Source organism: uncultured Adlercreutzia sp., assembly GCF_958431955.1.
Lineage (GTDB): Bacteria > Actinomycetota > Coriobacteriia > Coriobacteriales > Eggerthellaceae > Adlercreutzia.
The window spans coordinates 18,253-35,717 of the sequence record NZ_CAUASN010000001.1 but is presented as its reverse complement, the minus strand read 5'-3'; the positions used below and the strand labels follow the sequence as shown (position 1 = coordinate 35,717).

The window sequence follows — 17,465 nt, the reverse complement described above, 5'->3', positions numbered from 1 at the left end:
ATGATCCAGACGCTGAAGAGCCTCGATCTGAGGACCCGCATCCTGCTCATTGCCCTGTGCGCGGCGCTTGTCGCCTGCCTTGTGATGATGACAGTGGCCCCCGCGCGCTCCGCGCTGGTTTTCCAGAGCGACGACTACGTGGCCGAGATCCAGCAGACCCATATCGGCGTGACCCTCACCGAGAACGGCGAGGACGTCGGCGCCACCGGCCAGCTGCTGCGCGACGATCAGGCCGCCCGCGAGTACCTGCTGTTCAACGAGTCCACCCAGGAGGTGGACGAGTTCATGCAGCCGGGTCAGGTGTACCGCGAGGCCATCTCGGTGAAGAACGTCTCCGACGATATGGACGAGTACGTGCGCCTCACGGTGCGCAAGTACTGGGCCGAGGGCGAGAACGGCCAGGCCACGAAGTCAACCGCGCTGAATCCGGGTCTCATCGAGCTGGTGTTCGACGACGTGAGCGCCGAGAAGTGGGTGCTCTCCGAGGAGGAGAGCAACGACGAGCGCCTCGTGTTCTACTACAAGACGGTGCTGCCCAAGGGCGAGCACGCCGCCGAGCCGGCCATCACCGGCATCCGCGTGAGCGAGGACATCAAGAACGTGAAGCAGGACTATTCCAACTGCTACCTGGCCCTTTCCGCTCAGGTCGACTCGGTGCAGGTGAGAAACGCCGTGGATGCGGCCAAGAGCGCCTGGGGCGTGGACGTGACCAAGTTCGCCGATCAGGGCCTCGATTGGTCCTACGAAGGCTAGTGGGGTGCCAAGATGAGCCACACGATGTCAACGAGGAGGTGCGCGGGCTCCTGGAAGATGGCGCTTGCCGCCGCGATTGCGCTCGCTCTGGCGGGCGTCTGCCTTATCGCGCCGCCGGCCTTCGCCGAAACCATCAAGAAGCAGTGGACCGTTGAGTTCACCGGCGACAAGATGGAAGGCAACGGCTCGGCCTCTCTGCTTCAGGCAGTGAACGGCATGCAGCCGGGCGATTCTGCCGAGTTCACCATCGATCTGTACGAATCGTCGGACAAGGCCGCCGACTGGTACATGAGGAACGAGGTGCTGAAGTCGATGGAGGAGTCCTTCGACGACGCGAACTCGAATTCCGGCGGCTCCTACAGCTACCGGCTGGTCTACATCAGCCCCCAGAACGAGGAGAAGGTCATCCTCACCAACGAAGTGGTCTCCGGTGACAAGGGCGCGGGCGACACCGAGGGCCTGTTCGACGCCACCGAGTCCACCGGCGAGTGGTTCTACCTGGATACGCTGGCCCCCGAGGCCCTGGCGAAGGTGATCCTCACCGTGGGTATCGATGGCGAGACCCACGGGAACAGCTACTTCGATACCAGCGCGAAGATACAGTCCTCCTTCGCGGCCGAGCCGACCGACGAGCCGGGCACGCCGGGACAGGCCAAGCAGCCTGACCCGGACACCCCCAAGAAGGACAACCCTACCTCCGACCAGCCGAAGAACCCGGCAGATCAGACGGAGAAGACGAAGGGGAAGCTCTCCCAAACCGGCGATATGATCCCGCTTACCATCATCGCGGTCGTGGCCATTGCCGCGGGCATACTCGTGGTCGTGGTGGCGATGCGCAACCGACGTGAATCTCGTGAAGACGAGGAAGGCGATGCTCGATGATCTTCCGCAAGAACCTTTCCACCCGGGCCGTGGCCCTTATCTGCGCCGGCGCCCTTGTATCTTCGCTGGCGGCTGCCCCCGCCTTCGCGGAGCCTGCCTCCGAGAGCGCTGCCCCCTCGCTGGCGCAATCTTATGAGGGGACGACTTATTCCGTCACGGTGTATGGTGGCAACCAGGGTACCGTGAACGGCGCTGAGAGTGTGGAGCTGGGCCCGCTGGCCATGGGCGATACGGTGGACTTCTCCGGCATCACCGTGGAGGTGCCTGCCGACAGCAAGTACTACGCCAAGGGCATCCGCCTGGCCGGCCTGGACAACGTCCGCTCCGACAAGAACCGCGACGGGAAGAACACCGCCGGCGAGCTGACCGTCATGGTGGCCCAGGTGAACGCGGCCACGGGCGAGCTTGCGGGCTCCACCACGGTGACCGAGGACACCGACTTCGTGGTGGCCTACGGCATTATGGCCAACCGCGTGTCCTTCACCGTCACCTATACCGATACCGAGGGTAACGAGCTCGCCGAGCCCCAGACGTTCTTCGGCGACATCGGCGATGTGCCCGCCACGGCGCCTGTGTACATCGAGGGCTACGTGCCCGATGCGTCGCTGCTCACCAAGACGCTGGTGGAAGACGAGTCCCAGAACGTGTTCCCCTTCGTGTACACGCGCCTGGCCTCGGATTTCCAGACGGAAGAGAACCCCAGCGGCGGCGTTGACGTCATCGGTCCCGACGGATCCACGGCTCCCGACGTGTACGTCACGGCGCCGAACATCACGATTCCCGGCCTGGGCGGTACGACGACCACCGGCGGCACGGCCACGGGTGGTGCGACCGGCACGGGCACGACTACAGCCGCGGGCACGGGCGCTGGCGCTGCTGCCGGCGCGGATGCCGCTGCCGGCGCTGGTGCGACCCCGGCGGCCGTTCCGCTCGTTACCGATACCGGCACCGAGGTGGTGGCCGATGACGGCACGCCGCTCACCGTGCCGCAAGAGGAGAGCCTGGACGACGACGAGACGGCGCTGACTTCGGGGCTGTCTGAGAGTGCCGCTCCCGATGCCGCCCCCACTGCGGCGAACGGAAACTGGCTGCCCTGGGCCATTGCGGCGGGCGTCATCGCCGTGGCCATTGTGCTCGTGCTCGTTCTCGCCGCGCGCAAGCGCCGCAAGGAGCAGACCGCGGTGCGCTAGGGCTCTCGCCACGGGAATGAATTCGCGCGAGGAGGACGGTTTCCGCCGTCCTCCTCGTGTTTTAACCCGCAGACACGCCGCGCGCATGATACATTGATTCCATGGTCAAACAGGTATCCGACATATCCGCCGCATCCGCCGGAGACGCGTTTTCCCGAGCAGTTGAGCGACGCCTGGCTCGCTTGCGCATTGCGGCGCGGCTGTGCTCGGTCCTCGGCGCGCTGATCTTGCTGGCGCTGGCGGTGGTGGCCATCGGCTCGTCGGTCGCTCCCCGGGTGATGGGCATGCAGTCGTACGCCATCATCTCCGGATCCATGGAGCCGGCCTATCCGACGGGAAGCCTGGTGTACGCCGAGCCGGTCGACGGCGCCGAGCTGCAAGCGGGAGATGTGGCCGCCTTCTGGCGCGACGAGGATGTGATCGTCCATCGCGTGGAAGAGGTGGACGAGGGAGCCGGCGAGCTTGTCACCAAGGGCGACGCGAACGCCGAGATGGACTTGCGGCCCGTTCCCTTCGGCAACGTGCTCGGCCGCGTGGTGGGATCGGTTCCTCTCGTGGGCTACTTCCTCATGGCCCTGGGCTCCACGACAGGAAAACTCTTGCTGGGATGGATTGTGCTCATGGGAGCCGCGTTCTGCGTGGTGGGATCGGTGCTCGGGAATCTGGCCGATCGCCGGGAGCAAGAGGCTTAGGGCTCCGCTGAGGGGCCGTCCGAGTGGCCCATATCATCCTTTCCCTGGGAAAAGGTAACCGCAAGGTAACCGTTCACCCCGTTTCCCATGGATATTACCTAGTCATTAACATGTCAAATGCCGCCAAAGTTGAATTCTGTTACAAAGTAACTATCACTAGAGAATTACCAGTTCAGAATAAGAAAAATATCGCCATTTACCTTTATTACTGACTTTTTGGTCATAATTGTCAGTTGACCACATTTCTTAACTTGGTAAAGTGACCATAACCGTAATATTACGGAAAGATGACGAATTGCGCCGTAAGGCCCCGTTTGGTGCCAGGCGAGCGTGGTTCGCAGAGGTTAAATGTCCGGCTCGAGGGAGCCGGTGTTTAAAGCAGCAGTGCAATGTAGTAGCAGCGTCAGAGTAGAAGGTAGGGTGAGGAGTATGCGGACCATCGCGCGCTTCATGGATGCGCGGAACACCGCCGAGGGCAAATTCCTTTCGGTTTTGCTGTCGGTGCTGCTGGTGTTCTCGTTCCTGAACGTGACCATGTTCACCGATCTCGCGAACGCCGACGACGAGGCCGATGCCGGCGTCGCCACCACGTTCGTCGAAGAGAGCGGTGACGTGGAGGCGGACGAGGACGTTCCGGAGGTGACGGAGCCCGAGCAGGAGCCGGCCACCGACCCGGAGCCCACAGTCGACGAGCCCGCCGAGGAGGTGAACACCCCCACCGAGCCCGAGACCGAGGTGACCGAGACCACGGAGCCGGAGACCGAAGAGCCCGCCGTCCCTGAGACGCCCATCGTCACCAGTGACGATCAGGACTCGTCCATGGACGAGTCCAATGAGGGCTCTGAGATTACGACTCGTGAAGCTGAGATCCCTTCATTTTACGGAACGAGCTCCTTGGCTGACTCAGCTGTCCAGACTATCAAGGTTGGCGAGACGATTACGCTGACGGGCACGAGCGGCTCCAATCACAACTGGAGTGCTAACAAGTCGGATGTTGTCTCTCTTAAGGCGAGTGGCGCAAACGTCACAGTTACTGGTGATAAGGCAGGTACGGTAACGCTGACCCATAGCTATCGCTCCAATTCGTGGTCGTGGATTATTCAGAACGAAACTTTTACGATTGAAGTAGTGGATGACGATTCTCCCGCTGAAGAGATGACTCGTATCTATATCTACACCAAGATCGAGGGTGATGCCGCTGATGGTTGGATTGTGAACGCGAAGGGCTGGTATACCATCGGATACATCGACGTTCCTTCTTCGGCGGTCGTTAAGGCCGACGAGTACAAGGGAGGCGATTATCTTGAATTCGATCCTACGCCCTACCTGGATTCAATCGTTCGCCATGAAACCAATGCCGGCAAGGCCTTTGATCTTTATGCTGTGAACTGGAACACGGAGGCTGAAGGACAGAAATACGGCCTTCATGTTTCCAGTGGGGCTAACGACTTCGCGGGCGCCACGGGCAAACAATGGCATCTTGATGGGTTGATTGAGCTTAAAAAGGAAGAGACCCATAGTTTTACCGTGCACTATGTTGACGAGGAGGGAAATTCCGTTGCGGATGATTTCGTGAGGGATGGTCTTAAGCCCGGTGACAAGGTGGAAGTCTCTTCGCCTTCTGTGACCAACTATGTAGCCGATAGAAAAATGGTTGTTGCCGAGATAATCAATGGCGACGTAGTCGAAGAAGTGATCTACTACCGCATCAGTCCTATGGTGATAAAGGCAAACGGTGCCGAGTTCACCTACGATGGTGATCCGAAGTCTATTTCCGGTTACACGATGACTATCGATGGGGAAGAGATCGCGGTCTCCGATGGCGCCTTCACGTTTAAGGGCGAGCAGTACCAGATTCGGAACGTAAGCGCCGAAGCGACCCGCACTGAAGCCGGCGAGACTAACGTTAAGATTGAGGGAACTCCCACCATCCTCAAAGATGGCGTGGATGTGACTGAGCGATTCGATATCAACACGGAGCCAGGTTTGCTCGTTGTAAACAAGCAGGCCATCAAAATCATCATCACTCTTGGTAGCAACAGTGTTAAGTATAACGGCACATCTCAGAGTGCCGCTGGCTTTACTACTACGAGCAGCCTCCCTGAGGGTATTGTCGTTACATACAACAAGTCTATCGTCTCTGATCCTCTGATGCAGGGTCCGGCTGTGACGGGTACTGATGCTGGGATATACGAGTTGACGGCCGATGAAGACGACTTCACGGTAACGGGAGCTTCCTCTTATGATGTGTCGGTTGAAGTGGTTTCTGGCAAATTGGAGATCACTCCGCGCACCGTGGTGATGACGTCGGAGACTGCCAGCAAGGAATATGACGGTACTCCTCTTACCTCCTCTAAAGTGACCGTTAGCGGCGACGGTTTTGTCGAGGGAGAGGGTGCAACGTACAAAGTCACCGGCTCCCAGACTCTTGTGGGCAGCTCAGACAACGCCTTCGAGTACACGCTGGATGACAACACCAAGGCGAAAAACTATTCCATCACCACAAAAAAGGGCACGCTGACGGTTACCAATCGTGCTGAAGATGCGAAATACGAAGTGACTGTGACGGCCAATTCCGACACCTTTACTTACGACGGCACCGAGAAGACCGTCTCCGGTTTTGTGGACGAGACCCCTGGCCAGGGCATTGAGGTAATTGCTAACGGACAAACCTTCTATGTGACTGGACTAACGGCCACTGCTTCTGGCAAGAACGTGGCTGACTCCAAAGATGTCACTATTGAGGGTGCTCCGGTGGTCAAGGATGCCGAGGGCAACGATGTGTCCTCCGAGTTCGTTGTCAAAACAAAGAACGGTCGTTTAGATATTAATAAAGCGGTCGTGAAGCTTGAGTCTCAGGATCTGAGCAAGCAGTACGACGGCACCCCTCTCACCAATGGAGATGCCGGGCTTGAGGTTGAGACCGGATGGGCCGACGGCGAGGGCGCGACCTACACCTTCACGGGCTCCCAGACGCTCGTGGGCAACTCCGCCAACGCCTTCACGTACGAGCTGAACGAGGGCACCGCCGCGAGCAACTACGAGATCTCCAAGTCCGAGGGCACCCTCACGGTCGAGAACCGCGACGCGGCCTACGAGGTGACCGTGACGGCCAACTCCACCACCGCCACCTACGACGGCACCGAGAAGACCGCCTCCGGCTTCATGGGCGAGACCGAGCAGGGCATCCCCGTGACCTCCGAAGGCCGGACCTATTACGTGACGGGCCTGACCTCCGAGGCCTCTGGCACTGATGTCACCGACAGCACGACCACCATCCCGGTGACGGGAACTGCGGCTGTGAAGGACGCCGACGGAAACGATGTGACGGAACAGTTTGACGTGGTGGCGACCCCAGGTTCGCTTACCATCAACACGCGATCCATTGCTGTCCAGGCGAAGAGCGCTAAAAAAGAATACGATGGCAAGCCCTTGGAGGCTGCCGAGGTTGGGTATGAAGATGTGGCTGATCTTGTTGATGGCCACCGCGCGGAAGTGGAGCTGGTAGGTTCACGCACGCTTGTGGGCACTGAATATTCTCGGGTTGCCAGCGTCGTCGTCAGGGACGCTGATGGGAACGATGTCACTGCGAACTATGACATAACCAAGCAAGACGGGTCTCTTGAAATCACCCGTCGCGATGCTCTCTATGAGATTGAACTCGTAGCAAAGTCCTCCCTTGCTAACGTGTACGATGGCGCTGCCAAGACCGTAGAGGGCGTTGAGTCCGACACCTTTGAGATTGAAGGCGTGACCTATACGGTTTCGGGTTTTACGACGAGCAATCCGTCGGAGACCAATGCCGGAATCTATCCCAACACCATTACGGCTAACGGTTATACGGTAACCGATTCCGAGGGTAATGATGTTAGCGATCAGTTTGCCGTAAACACTGTCGCGGGTAGCCTGGAGATAGCCAAGCGTCCCGTGACATTCACATCGGAGACGGCTTTCAAGGTGTACGATGGAACGGTTCTGACCGGCCGCTCCGTCGAATGGACCGTACCCACCGACGAGAGTCCCAACAGGGGTCTCGTGGAAGACGATGCCGACAAGATCGTCGCGATCTTCCGAGGGGCCATCACCGATCCCGGCACGGCCAATAACACGTTCGCGGTCAGCAGCAACCCCTCGGACGTCCTCGGAAACTATGACATCTCACTCGTTGAGGGAAGCCTCACCGTGATTCCTCAGAGCATCAACCCAGACGACCCCAAGCAGCCCGACCCGGACGACCCCAAGCAGCCCGTCTACCTGGGAGTGAAGGTCGAGGCCCCCGCCGACACCGTGTACAACGGCACCGCGCAGGAACTCAAGCCCGTCGTCACCGACGCCGCCGGCAAGGAGCTCATCGAGGACGTCGACTACGAGCTGTCCTGGACCGACGCCGTCAACGCCGGCGCCGTGACCGTGACCGTGACGGGCGTGGGCGGCTACGCCGGCTCCGTCAAGGTAAGCTACAAGATCGCCAAGCGCCCCGTGACGCTGATTTCCGACAGTGACGTTCGGTCCTATAACGGAGAGGCACTTACTCGCCCCGTGGTAGTTATCGAGGATGAGGTTCTTGCTGCCGAAGCGACTGCTCGTGCAACCGGTTCTGCATTGAATGCTGGGGACAGTGTTGAAAACACCATTGTCATTGATGGTATAGAAGGCGCAGGCTTTAACGAAGCTAACTATGAAATTACGCTTCAGCATGGTGTGCTTCGCGTCGTGGCTTCTGATGAGAATGCTGTCATCATCGAGGGCATCAACGACATGGAAGCCCAGAGCATCGTGAAGACCTACGATGGCCAGATGGTTTCGATCGAGGCTTCTGCGGTGCACGAGGGTTCCACACTGGAGTACTCGGTTGACGGGAGCGCTTGGAGCACCGAGGTTCCGACGTTCCTTAATGCCGGCACTTACGAGGTGGCCGTGCGGGCCACCAACCCGAATTACGAGCTTGTGGAGGAGACGGTTACGGTGGTGATCAACCGCGCCCCGGTGACGGTGACCGCCGTGGCGTCGGGCAAGTACTTCGGCACCGTCGACCCTGAACTGACCGCTACGGTTGAGGGCATGGTCGATGGGGAGAGCGCCGACGAGCTCATCTCCTACGCAGTGACGCGTCAGGCTGGTGAGGCTCTCGGCCAGTACGAGATCGTCCCGACGGGCCTCGCCCAGCAGGGCAACTACGTGGTGACCTACGTGAACGCGGTGTTCACGATTGCCGCCGCCCCGGTGGTCCCGCCCACGGTGACGCCCACGCCTGATCCGGTGGTGCCGCCTGCGGTGACTCCCGTGGTGACGCCGGCTGCTGTGACGCCTGCCCCCGCGGCCGTTGCGCCGGCTCCGGCCGCCGCACCTGCGGCTCCGGCTGCTCCCGCGGCTCCCGCCGCCGCTCCGGCCGATGCCGCTGCCCCGGCCGCGACGCCTGAGGTGATCGACGACGACGCTACGCCCCAGGCCGCTGCGCCACAGGAGCGCACGCCGCTGGCCGAGACCGAGGAGATCGCCGATGAGGAGACTCCCATGGGCGCCTTCGACGAGCCTCACTGCTGGGTGCACTGGGTGATGATGCTGGGCATTCTGCTCACCGCCGTGTACGGTATCCTGGTGGTGCGCCGCCGCCTCGGTCTGACCGACGACATCGACGACTACGAGGATCAGATCCTCGGCCGCGTCAACGGCGCTGACGAGACGTTCGTTCCCCTGACGGGACATCAGGCCCTGTAACGTAAACCGCGAGGGCGCGGGCCCGAAGACCCCGCGCCCCCTCTTCTCAGAAAGGACATCATCATGAGAAAGAGCAACTGGCTGGTCATCGCCATCGCGGTCGTTGCCTGCGCCGCGCTGCTGTGGGCCTGGTTCGCCCTCGGCTTCAACCATGTGGACGATCCGCTCGACCTGGTGGTCGCCATCGTGTGGTGGGCCGTGGCCGCCGCCGTCATCGGCGCCATCGTGTGGGCCGAGAGCAAGCGCCGTCAGAAGATGCGCCTGGCCTTCGTGGGCGAGGGCGTCATCTACAACCCCGAGTCGGGTCTCGTGCAGGCCGACCGCGGGGAGACCGAGATCGGCGCGCTGGAGCGCACTCTCTCCGGCATGGCCTTCCCCGACGAGGTGGCCAGCTTGGACGAGCGCAACCGCCCGGCCTTCCGCTGGGTCGTTCGCTCCGAGAAGTTCAAGGACAACGGCAACGTGTGGGAGGGCGAGGTCGTTCCCGTGCACGATCCGCAGGCTCAGGCCGTTCGCTTCACGGGCCGCGAGGAGCTCGCTGCGCTCATCGGCTGCGCCGCCTAAGCGCCGCCACAACATATCTAGCCCAGTAAGGGGAAGCCGCGCTCGCCGCGGCTTCTTTTTTTGCGCAGTGTTCCTTGCTGCTCCATTTTCTGTCCGCATCGCCTTTACCGCGACTCCGGCGGGACGGCAGCGGGCGGCGAGCGGGATGGCGCCGCGACGCAACGACGGCTCGCAGCGGGAACGAAATGCGATCTTCTCGAGACAATAATAAGACTCTGAGATTGTAGGATGGCCTCCTGGTACTGGCATTGAGGAGGCATCTGATGAAAGAGGGAAGACTGGAATTCAGCGATTGGCCTATGTTCGACCATGTAATGATGAGGGAGGACTTGTGTCGAGAGTTCCTTGAAGTGGTGCTGGAGCGACCGATATCGAAAATCGAATACATTGTCGCGGAGCAGGAGATACACCCGACGTTTCTCAACCACGGCGTGCGGCTCGATGCGTTCGTCAAGGCGCAGGGCGAGGTCTATGATGTTGAAATGCAAACCTTGAAGAGGGGGCAACTCGGCCGTCGTCTTCGCTATTACCAGGGGGCCATCGATGCGCTGACGCTTCAGCGCGGCGCGGATTACGACAGCCTGCCGCTGTGCTTCGTGGTGTTTATCTGCATGCACGATCCCCTTAATCGAGGACTACCCGTGTATACGCTCGACATGAATTGCCGAGAAGATCAGGAAGTGCAGATAGGCCATGGATTCAAATGGATTGTCTTGTCGGCCCCGGCATGGGAGAAATTGCCCGCAGGGCGGTTGAGGAACCTGCTACACTACGCAGTGACCGGAGAGGCAGGAAGCGACTCGTTTATCCAAAGGCTTGATGCGGTAGTATCGGAGGCCAACGACGACGAGCTGTGGCGAAGGGAGAAGATGGGATTGCTTACGCTGGAAAAAGATCTCGAGATTCAGAAGCGCATCGCCCAAAAAGAAGCTCGCGAACGAGGAATGGCTCAGGGCCTGGCCGAGGGTCGTGCCGAGGGGGAAGCCGTGTTCGCGCGTCTCGTTGAGGCGCTTGTAAGTGAGGGCCGCATGGAGGATGTGGCTCGTGCCGCCTCCGACGCCGATGCCCGCAACGCGCTTTTCGAGGAATTCGGCATAACTCGATAGGCTTCATCTCGCAGGCGCAGTGCGCTCGTCTGGTCCTATGAGAGAGCGATACCCATGACCCAGATGACGAGCAGGTGGGCGGGATAGTAGGCGTAGAAGAACCACTTGAGGGGACGGCCCCGCTCTCCGTTGTAGCTCGCGATGAGAACGGTGGCGAGGCCGAACCCGGCAGTATAGTAGCCGAGCACTCCCAAGGAGAGGGGCGTAGGATCACTGGCGGCCCATGAAAGCGCCGGCAGCCCGTGGGCGAGAGCGGCCACGAGCATGGTGAGAGCCGATCCGCGGGGCCGGTCGTGCAGATGCCAGAACAGCAGGATCATAATCGGCCCGATGATGCCCCAGTCGCACAGGCTGCTGAGGGCGATGCCTCCCACGATGGCAAGCGCGCGCAGTCCTACGCTGGGCACGTGATCGGTTGCCCAGAGCAGGCCGAGCCCGATGAGCAGCGTAACGAGCACATTGCCCGTCGCCCCGAATAAAAGCGAGAAGGGAACTTGCGAGATTGCGGCGAAAATTGCCAGCCGCATGGCGTAGCGGCGCACGTTTGAGGTGTGACGGTAGCCCTCGCACAGCAGATAGGCCATGATGGGGAATGTAAGGCCGCCGAGGGAGTAGAGCGTCACCATGGCCCAAGAGGGCAGCGCCGTGCCGAACACGTTGGCAACATGGTTCGCGGTCATGCCGACAATGGCGGCTATTTTCAGGGTGAACGCATTAACGCCCACGGGGCGACTCACAGGCAGTCCTTTCACAGGGGGAAGGGTGGCGGCTGGGCCATTATACCGTGCGCTTCTTGCCCGCTGGCGCCGGTTCGCAGGGCCTCGCGTTCCGAACCTCCCGATTTCACCTGCATATCGTGTGATTCCTCTCGCCCCGTCGGGCATATCCGCTCATTTCTTGCGGGATTGGCCACCTGTGCTTCCATCTTCTTCCCGCCGTGCTAGGATGCCCGCATGAACAGAAACGAAGCCCTTCACATACTCGGCCTGGACGACGATGCCACGGCCGACGACATCAAGATCGCCTATCGCGAGACGGTGCAGATTCTTCACCCCGATAAGTTCGCGGGCAACGAGAAGCTGCAGAACCGCGCCACCGAGCAGTTCAAACGCCTACAGGAAGCCTACGAGCTGTTGAACTCGGCCTCCGGCGGCTCCTCGCGCGGCAGCCGACGGGGCGGCTCGTCCCCGTCGAACTCCGCCGCCCCTGCCGCTCGCTCGTGGGTCGAAACCGAGGGCGACGTGGAGGTGGAGTACCTCACCGAGGCCGAGATAAAGGCCCGCCTCGCCGGTATCGCCGCCGCCCGCGCCCAGCTGGTGGCCCAGCGCGACACGGTCACCGACGAGCGCCGCAACGGCCTCGCCATGGCCGGCATCGGTGCTGTGGCTGCGTTCTTCACCATTCGTCGCCCCTTCGGCATCTTCGGGTTCATCGCGGCCATGGCGGTTCCCGCTACCATTTGGGGCATCGTGCAGGCCGTAGGGGCCCAGAAGAGCCTGAACACCCTGAACGACCACCTGGCGAAGCTTACCGAGGAGCGCAAGGAGTACGAGGCGCTGCTCGACGAGTAGGGCGGCTCGGTCGTCTTCCAGCTCCGGCTGGCTTCCATGAGTGCTCTCTCGCCCGCAACTCCGTCGATTCCTCCCTTTGCCTTGCGCCCGCGGTTGTCGTCCCCGTGCCGTCTGCGGCAGTATCAGCCAAGAGTCCCCGCAAAGCGCTATAATTTCTGCGCCTTAAAACGAACAGGAAAGAAGATTCATGAAGCAAGAGAACATCCGCAACGTCGCCATTATCGCCCACGTCGACCACGGCAAGACCACGCTCGTGGACCGGCTGCTGTGGGCCTCCCACGTGTTCCGCGACAACCAGCAGGTGCAGGAGCGCGTGCTGGACTCCAACGACCAGGAGCGCGAGCGCGGCATCACCATCCTCTCCAAGAACATCTCCATCAACTACAAGGGCGTGAAGATCAACATCATCGACACGCCGGGCCACGCCGACTTCGGCGGCGAGGTGGAGCGCGTGCTGAACATGGCCGACGGCGCCCTGCTCATCGTGGACGCCTACGAGGGCCCCAAGCCCCAGACCCGTTTCGTGCTGTCCCACGCCCTGGAGCGCGGCCTGCGCATCGTGGTGGTGGTGAACAAGATCGACCGCCCCAACGCCGATCCGGAGGGCGCGGTGGACAAGGTGTTCGATCTCATGGTCGAGCTCGGCGCCACCGACGAACAGCTTGACTTCCCCGTGGTGTACGCCTCGGCCGTGAACGGCTACGCGCGCATGACGCCCGACGACGACAACATGGACATGGTGCCGCTGCTGGACACCATCCTCGCCGAGATCCCCGCCCCCGACGTCGATATCGACGGGCCGGTGGCCCTGCAGGTGTGCACCGTGGACCACTCCAGCTACGAGGGCCGCATCGGCGTGGGCCGTTTGGTCAGTGGCACGCTGCACGAGAAGGAGCAGGTGCTCGTGGTGAAGCCCGACGGGGAGGAGCGCCGCGCCCAGATTCGCAAGGTGTACACCTTCGAGAACCTCGGGAAGGCGGAGGTCACCGCCGCCGACGCGGGCGACATCGTGGCCGTGATCGGCATCGAGGACGCCGATATCGGCGACATCATCACCGATATCGTGAACCCTGTGGCCATGGAGCCCATCGCCGTGGAGGAGCCCACCATGGCTGTCGTCTTCGAGGCGTCCACGAGTCCGCTCGTGGGTCGCGAGGGCGAGATCGTGGGCGGTCGCCAGCTGAAGGAGCGCCTCATGCGCGAGAAGGAGAGCAACATCTCCATGCGCATCAACGAGCTGGAGGACAAATCGGGCATCGAGGTGGCCGGCCGCGGCGTGCTGCACCTGTCGGTGCTCATGGAGACCATGCGCCGCGAGGGCTTCGAGTTCCAGGTGGGCCGCCCGCGCGTGGTGTACAAGACTGCCCCCGACGGCAGCAAGCTGGAGCCCATCGAGGAGGCCACGGTGGACGTGCCCAACGAGTACGCGGGCAAGGCCATCGAGGTCATGGGCACGGCCGGCGGCATCATGGAGGACATGTCCTCCGACGAGACCATGACCCATCTCACCTTCCGCATTCCCTCTCGCGGCACCATGGGCCTGAAGACCCGCATCCTGAACGCCACCCGCGGCGAGGCCATGCTGTTCCATCACTTCAAGGAGTACGGTCCCTATTCCGGCGAGATGGCCGGCCGAAAGAACGGCGGCATGATCGCCATGTCCACCGGCAAGGCCGTGGCCTACGCGCTCGACACGCTGCAGGAGCGCGGGCGCCTGTTCGTGGGCCCGGGCGATGAGTGCTACGAGGGCATGATCGTGGGCGAGTCGGCTAAGGAAGGCGACATGGTGGTGAACGTCGAGAAGACGAAGAGCCTCGGCAACCAGCGCTCCAGCTCGGCTGACAAGGCCATTCAGCTGACGCCACCGATCACCTTCACCCTGGAGGAGGCCCTCGAGTACATCGAGGACGACGAGCTGGTGGAGGTCACCCCGCAGTCCATCCGCCTGCGCAAGCGCCTGCTGTCGGCCACCGACCGCAAGAAGGCCGCGAAGAAGTAGGAGCGCCAACCGACGCCTGGCGCGAACTCGCCGGCGCTCGTATGCGCCGGCCATCGGCCCGAGTATCACGGTCGTTATGCAATCCCCACGTCGCTTCCTCAGGGTTGACGTGGGGATTGTCTTTTCTGTAATTGACGAACCGTGAATCAAAAGTGGGCAAATTGTGCGGCGGTTGTTACCTTGCGTGCCCGCATGGGAAAATGCACTTCGAAATCATCTGGGACTGTCTCCAAACGCAGTCGCGAAACGAAGTCGGCAGCCCAGTCTCCTCTGAGGGAAGGTATGTATGAAGAAGCTGACCTTTGCGAAATCGCTTGCCACCATGGGTCTGGCGGCCGTATGCGCCGTGAGCATCGTCGGATGCTCCGAGGGGGGCAGCGACAAGCCCACCTACACGGGCGGCGTGGCGGCCACGGTTAACGGCGTGGAGATCCAGGAGGACACCGTCACCCAGGCCATCGAGGACATTCGCACCCAGATGGGCCTCACCGACGAGCAGGCGTGGGGCGAGTGGCTGGCCGAGAACGACTACACCCCCGAGACCGTGCGTCAGGAGATCATCGACGGCTACGTCGATCAGGAACTTGTGAAGCAGGGGAGCGAGTCGCTCGGCGTGAGCGCCGACGCCGACGAGGTCAATGATTACGTGGAGGCCATGAAGGGTCACTACGATTCCGACCAGGCGTGGGCTGACGCCCTTGCCGCCGTGGGGCTGACCGAGGACGAGTACCGCGAGAACATCGAACTGTCGCTCGTCTCCCAGGAGCTGAAGACCAAGGTGGCCGAGGAGGCCGACGAGGCGACCGACGAGGACGCGCTGACCCTGGCCAACGAGCAGGGCTACCTCGCGTCGTTCAACGGCGCTAAGAAGTCGTCCCACATCCTGTTCGATGCGAGCGACGAGGCCACGGCCCGTGAGGTTCTCGAGAAGATCAACGCCGGCGAGCTGGGCTTCGCCACGGCTGCTGAGACGTATTCCAAGGACACCGGCTCTGCCGCCGACGGAGGCAACGTGGGTTGGAACAACCTGAGCAACTTCGTGACGGAGTACACCGACGCCCTGGCCGCCCTGAACGAGGGCGAGGTGAGCGGCCTTGTGACCAGCTCCTACGGCATTCACATCATCACTTGCACCGACGTGTACGAGGCGCCTGAAACGTTGGAGAGCCTGGACGAGCTGCCGGCCGAGTTCCAGGACGCCCTGCGCAGCGCGGTGCAGACGACCAACGAGTCCCAAGCGTACTACACCTGGCTCCAGGCCCAGCGCGATGCCGCCGACATCGTGGTGAACGACATGCCGCAGGGCGTGCCCTACTACGTGGACATGGCGAACTTCACGGGCGACGAGTCCGACGAGGGTGCCGATGATGCTGCTGGCGTCGTGGCTCTCGACGAGAACGGCAACCCGATTGCCGCCGAGGGCGACGCCACGGCCGACGGAGCCGATGCCGCGGCCGACGATGCGGTGGCCGGTGGCGTTGAGGCCGGCGCCGAGGATGCCGAGGGCGAGGCCGACGATGCCGCCCAGCAGATGGCCGACGAAGCTGCGGCCGAGGGTGCCGAAGAGGGCCAGCAGCCTGCCGAAGGTGCCACCGAGTAGCCTCACCAACTTCCATTCGACAAGCGAGAACCCGCGGCCGCGCTGCGGGTTCTTTTGTTTCATCGGTGGTGATGAAAAAACTTCTTGAGTGGGCGGCGTTGCTGCGCTATACTTCTTAGACGCTTCGCTTATGCGGGGCCAAGGCTATGTGGAGAGGTGTCCGAGCTGGCCGAAGGAGCACGATTGGAAATCGTGTATGCGCCAAAAGCGTATCCGGGGTTCAAATCCCCGCCTCTCCGCCAGAGTTAATTCGCGAGCCGTCAAGGCTCGCTTCGCTATAGCGCCCCTTGCGGCGCATCACCCCATGCGGAGGGGTGGCAGAGTGGTTGAATGCGGCGGTCTCGAAAACCGTTTCACCGGTAACCCCGGTGACGAGGGTTCGAATCCCTCCTCCTCCGCCATCTTTGTTTTCTTGCTGCCGCTCGCTGACTTTGCCTGGCAAGCGAGTAACCATTCACGCATTTTGCCGTCAAGATGGGCGAATTGGTCATTTTTCCGCGGCTTCCGCTTCCTTACAATAGGGGAAACGCACGGTCTGTGTCGAAGGAAGTTCCCCATGTCGGTCATTGATGCCCATTCTCATATCTATCCCGCCAAAATCGCCTCGAAGGCCTCCGATGCTGTGGGCGACTTCTACCACGTGAGCATGGCCGCGCCCGTGGCATCAGCCGAGGCGCTGCTCACTGCCTGCGAGGGAACGCCCATCACTCACCATCTGGTGCACTCGGTGGCCACTACCCCGGGTCAGGTGGAGACTATCAACACCTTCATCGCCGACCAATGCGCAGAACATCCGGAGTTTGTTGGCTTTGCCACGATGCATCAGGATTACGTTGATATGGAAGGTGAGATCGAGCGAGCCATCGAGCTGGGTCTGAAGGGCGTGAAGATTCACCCCGACACGCAGAAGGTGGACATGGACGACCCGCGGCTCATGCGCCTGTACGAGATCATCGAAGGCCGACTGCCCATCGTCATCCACACGGGAGACTACCGCTACGACTACTCGCATCCGCGCCGCTTGAAGAAGATTCTGCGCGCCTTCCCCAATTTGGTGGTTGACGCGGCCCACTTCGGAGGATGGTCGGTGTTCGACTACGCGCTCGAGTACCTGGAAGACGAGAGGTGCTACGTGGACACGTCGAGCGCGCTGGAGTTCCTCGGCCCCCGCCGCACGATGGAGCTCGTGCGGGCTTACGGCGTGGAGCGCGTGATGTTCGGCAGCGACTTCCCCATGTGGAGCCCTGCCACCGAGTACAACATGCTCGCGGCCATGCCGTTCACCCCCGAGGAGTTCGAGGCCATAACCTGGAGCAACGCCCAGCGTTTCATCGCCGGCGAGCTGCCGCGTTAAGAACAGCGGAAGAAGCCCCAAAGGGCTGCGGAGTGC

Annotated in this window: 12 protein-coding genes and 2 tRNA genes; 13 read left to right on the top strand and 1 reads right to left on the bottom strand. The window is 61.7% G+C overall.

From position 1 onward, the window contains the following. From Q5064_RS00135 to Q5064_RS00105, 7 genes are all read left to right on the top strand, one after another. Positions 1–753 (top strand): hypothetical protein, encoded by a 753-nt coding sequence (locus Q5064_RS00135; RefSeq protein WP_302961214.1) that lies wholly within the window; start codon positions 1–3, stop codon positions 751–753. A 24-nt stretch (positions 754–777) separates the two neighbouring features. After that, entirely contained in the window at positions 778–1,635 is an 858-nt protein-coding gene (locus Q5064_RS00130) for a hypothetical protein (RefSeq protein WP_302961211.1), read from the top strand. Further along, positions 1,632–2,825 carry a MucBP domain-containing protein gene (locus Q5064_RS00125; RefSeq protein WP_302961209.1) on the top strand — a complete coding sequence of 398 codons (1,194 nt, stop codon included), beginning with the start codon at positions 1,632–1,634 and terminating at the stop codon, positions 2,823–2,825. The genes Q5064_RS00130 and Q5064_RS00125 overlap by 4 nt, the downstream gene beginning before the upstream one ends. 101 nt (positions 2,826–2,926) lie before the next feature. Next, entirely contained in the window at positions 2,927–3,517 is a 591-nt protein-coding gene (locus tag Q5064_RS00120) for a signal peptidase I (RefSeq protein ID WP_302961208.1), read from the top strand. Positions 3,518–3,946: 429 nt separating this feature from the next. Next, on the top strand, positions 3,947–9,235 hold the full coding sequence (locus Q5064_RS00115) for an MBG domain-containing protein (protein ID WP_302961207.1): 5,289 nt from the start codon (positions 3,947–3,949) through the stop codon (positions 9,233–9,235). 63 nt (positions 9,236–9,298) lie between these two features. Beyond that, entirely contained in the window at positions 9,299–9,799 is a 501-nt protein-coding gene (locus Q5064_RS00110) for a hypothetical protein (RefSeq protein ID WP_302961205.1), read from the top strand. 263 nt (positions 9,800–10,062) lie between these two features. Next, complete coding sequence (locus Q5064_RS00105) at positions 10,063–10,905, top strand: Rpn family recombination-promoting nuclease/putative transposase (protein ID WP_302961203.1); 843 nt, start codon at positions 10,063–10,065, stop codon at positions 10,903–10,905. Between the two features lie 35 nt (positions 10,906–10,940). Here the strand turns inward: Q5064_RS00105 and Q5064_RS00100 are convergent, their stop codons facing one another. Next, on the bottom strand, positions 10,941–11,642 hold the full coding sequence (locus Q5064_RS00100; RefSeq protein ID WP_302961200.1) for a TraX family protein: 702 nt from the start codon (positions 11,640–11,642) through the stop codon (positions 10,941–10,943). A 216-nt stretch (positions 11,643–11,858) separates the two neighbouring features. On the opposite strand from Q5064_RS00100, the gene Q5064_RS00095 reads away from it, so the two are divergent. The 6 genes from Q5064_RS00095 to Q5064_RS00070 all read left to right on the top strand — a co-directional run bounded on the left by Q5064_RS00095 (position 11,859) and on the right by Q5064_RS00070 (position 17,429). Beyond that, positions 11,859–12,476, top strand: a complete 618-nt coding sequence (locus Q5064_RS00095) for a J domain-containing protein (RefSeq protein ID WP_302961198.1) — start codon at positions 11,859–11,861, stop codon at positions 12,474–12,476. A gap of 187 nt (positions 12,477–12,663) precedes the next feature. Continuing rightward, positions 12,664–14,475: a translational GTPase TypA gene (gene typA / locus Q5064_RS00090; RefSeq protein WP_302961197.1), complete on the top strand. Its 1,812-nt coding sequence runs from the start codon at positions 12,664–12,666 to the stop codon at positions 14,473–14,475. A gap of 286 nt (positions 14,476–14,761) precedes the next feature. Next, the gene (locus Q5064_RS00085; protein ID WP_302961196.1) at positions 14,762–16,075 is read left to right on the top strand and encodes a peptidylprolyl isomerase; all 1,314 of its coding nucleotides are present in this window, start codon (positions 14,762–14,764) and stop codon (positions 16,073–16,075) included. 150 nt (positions 16,076–16,225) lie between these two features. Then, positions 16,226–16,317 (top strand) — tRNA-Ser (locus Q5064_RS00080). 66 nt (positions 16,318–16,383) lie between these two features. Next, positions 16,384–16,476, top strand: a tRNA-Ser gene (locus tag Q5064_RS00075). A 155-nt stretch (positions 16,477–16,631) separates the two neighbouring features. Next, the gene (locus Q5064_RS00070; protein WP_302961195.1) at positions 16,632–17,429 is read left to right on the top strand and encodes an amidohydrolase family protein; all 798 of its coding nucleotides are present in this window, start codon (positions 16,632–16,634) and stop codon (positions 17,427–17,429) included. Positions 17,430–17,465 lie beyond the last annotated feature (36 nt).

Coding starts and splice junctions, on each gene's coding strand:
- Q5064_RS00135 (WP_302961214.1), top strand. CDS start 1: ATGATCCAGACGCTGAAGAGCCTCGATCTGAGGACCCGCATCCTGCTC.
- Q5064_RS00130 (WP_302961211.1), top strand. CDS start 778: ATGTCAACGAGGAGGTGCGCGGGCTCCTGGAAGATGGCGCTTGCCGCC.
- Q5064_RS00125 (WP_302961209.1), top strand. CDS start 1,632: ATGATCTTCCGCAAGAACCTTTCCACCCGGGCCGTGGCCCTTATCTGC.
- Q5064_RS00120 (WP_302961208.1), top strand. CDS start 2,927: ATGGTCAAACAGGTATCCGACATATCCGCCGCATCCGCCGGAGACGCG.
- Q5064_RS00115 (WP_302961207.1), top strand. CDS start 3,947: ATGCGGACCATCGCGCGCTTCATGGATGCGCGGAACACCGCCGAGGGC.
- Q5064_RS00110 (WP_302961205.1), top strand. CDS start 9,299: ATGAGAAAGAGCAACTGGCTGGTCATCGCCATCGCGGTCGTTGCCTGC.
- Q5064_RS00105 (WP_302961203.1), top strand. CDS start 10,063: ATGAAAGAGGGAAGACTGGAATTCAGCGATTGGCCTATGTTCGACCAT.
- Q5064_RS00095 (WP_302961198.1), top strand. CDS start 11,859: ATGAACAGAAACGAAGCCCTTCACATACTCGGCCTGGACGACGATGCC.
- typA (WP_302961197.1), top strand. CDS start 12,664: ATGAAGCAAGAGAACATCCGCAACGTCGCCATTATCGCCCACGTCGAC.
- Q5064_RS00085 (WP_302961196.1), top strand. CDS start 14,762: ATGAAGAAGCTGACCTTTGCGAAATCGCTTGCCACCATGGGTCTGGCG.
- Q5064_RS00070 (WP_302961195.1), top strand. CDS start 16,632: ATGTCGGTCATTGATGCCCATTCTCATATCTATCCCGCCAAAATCGCC.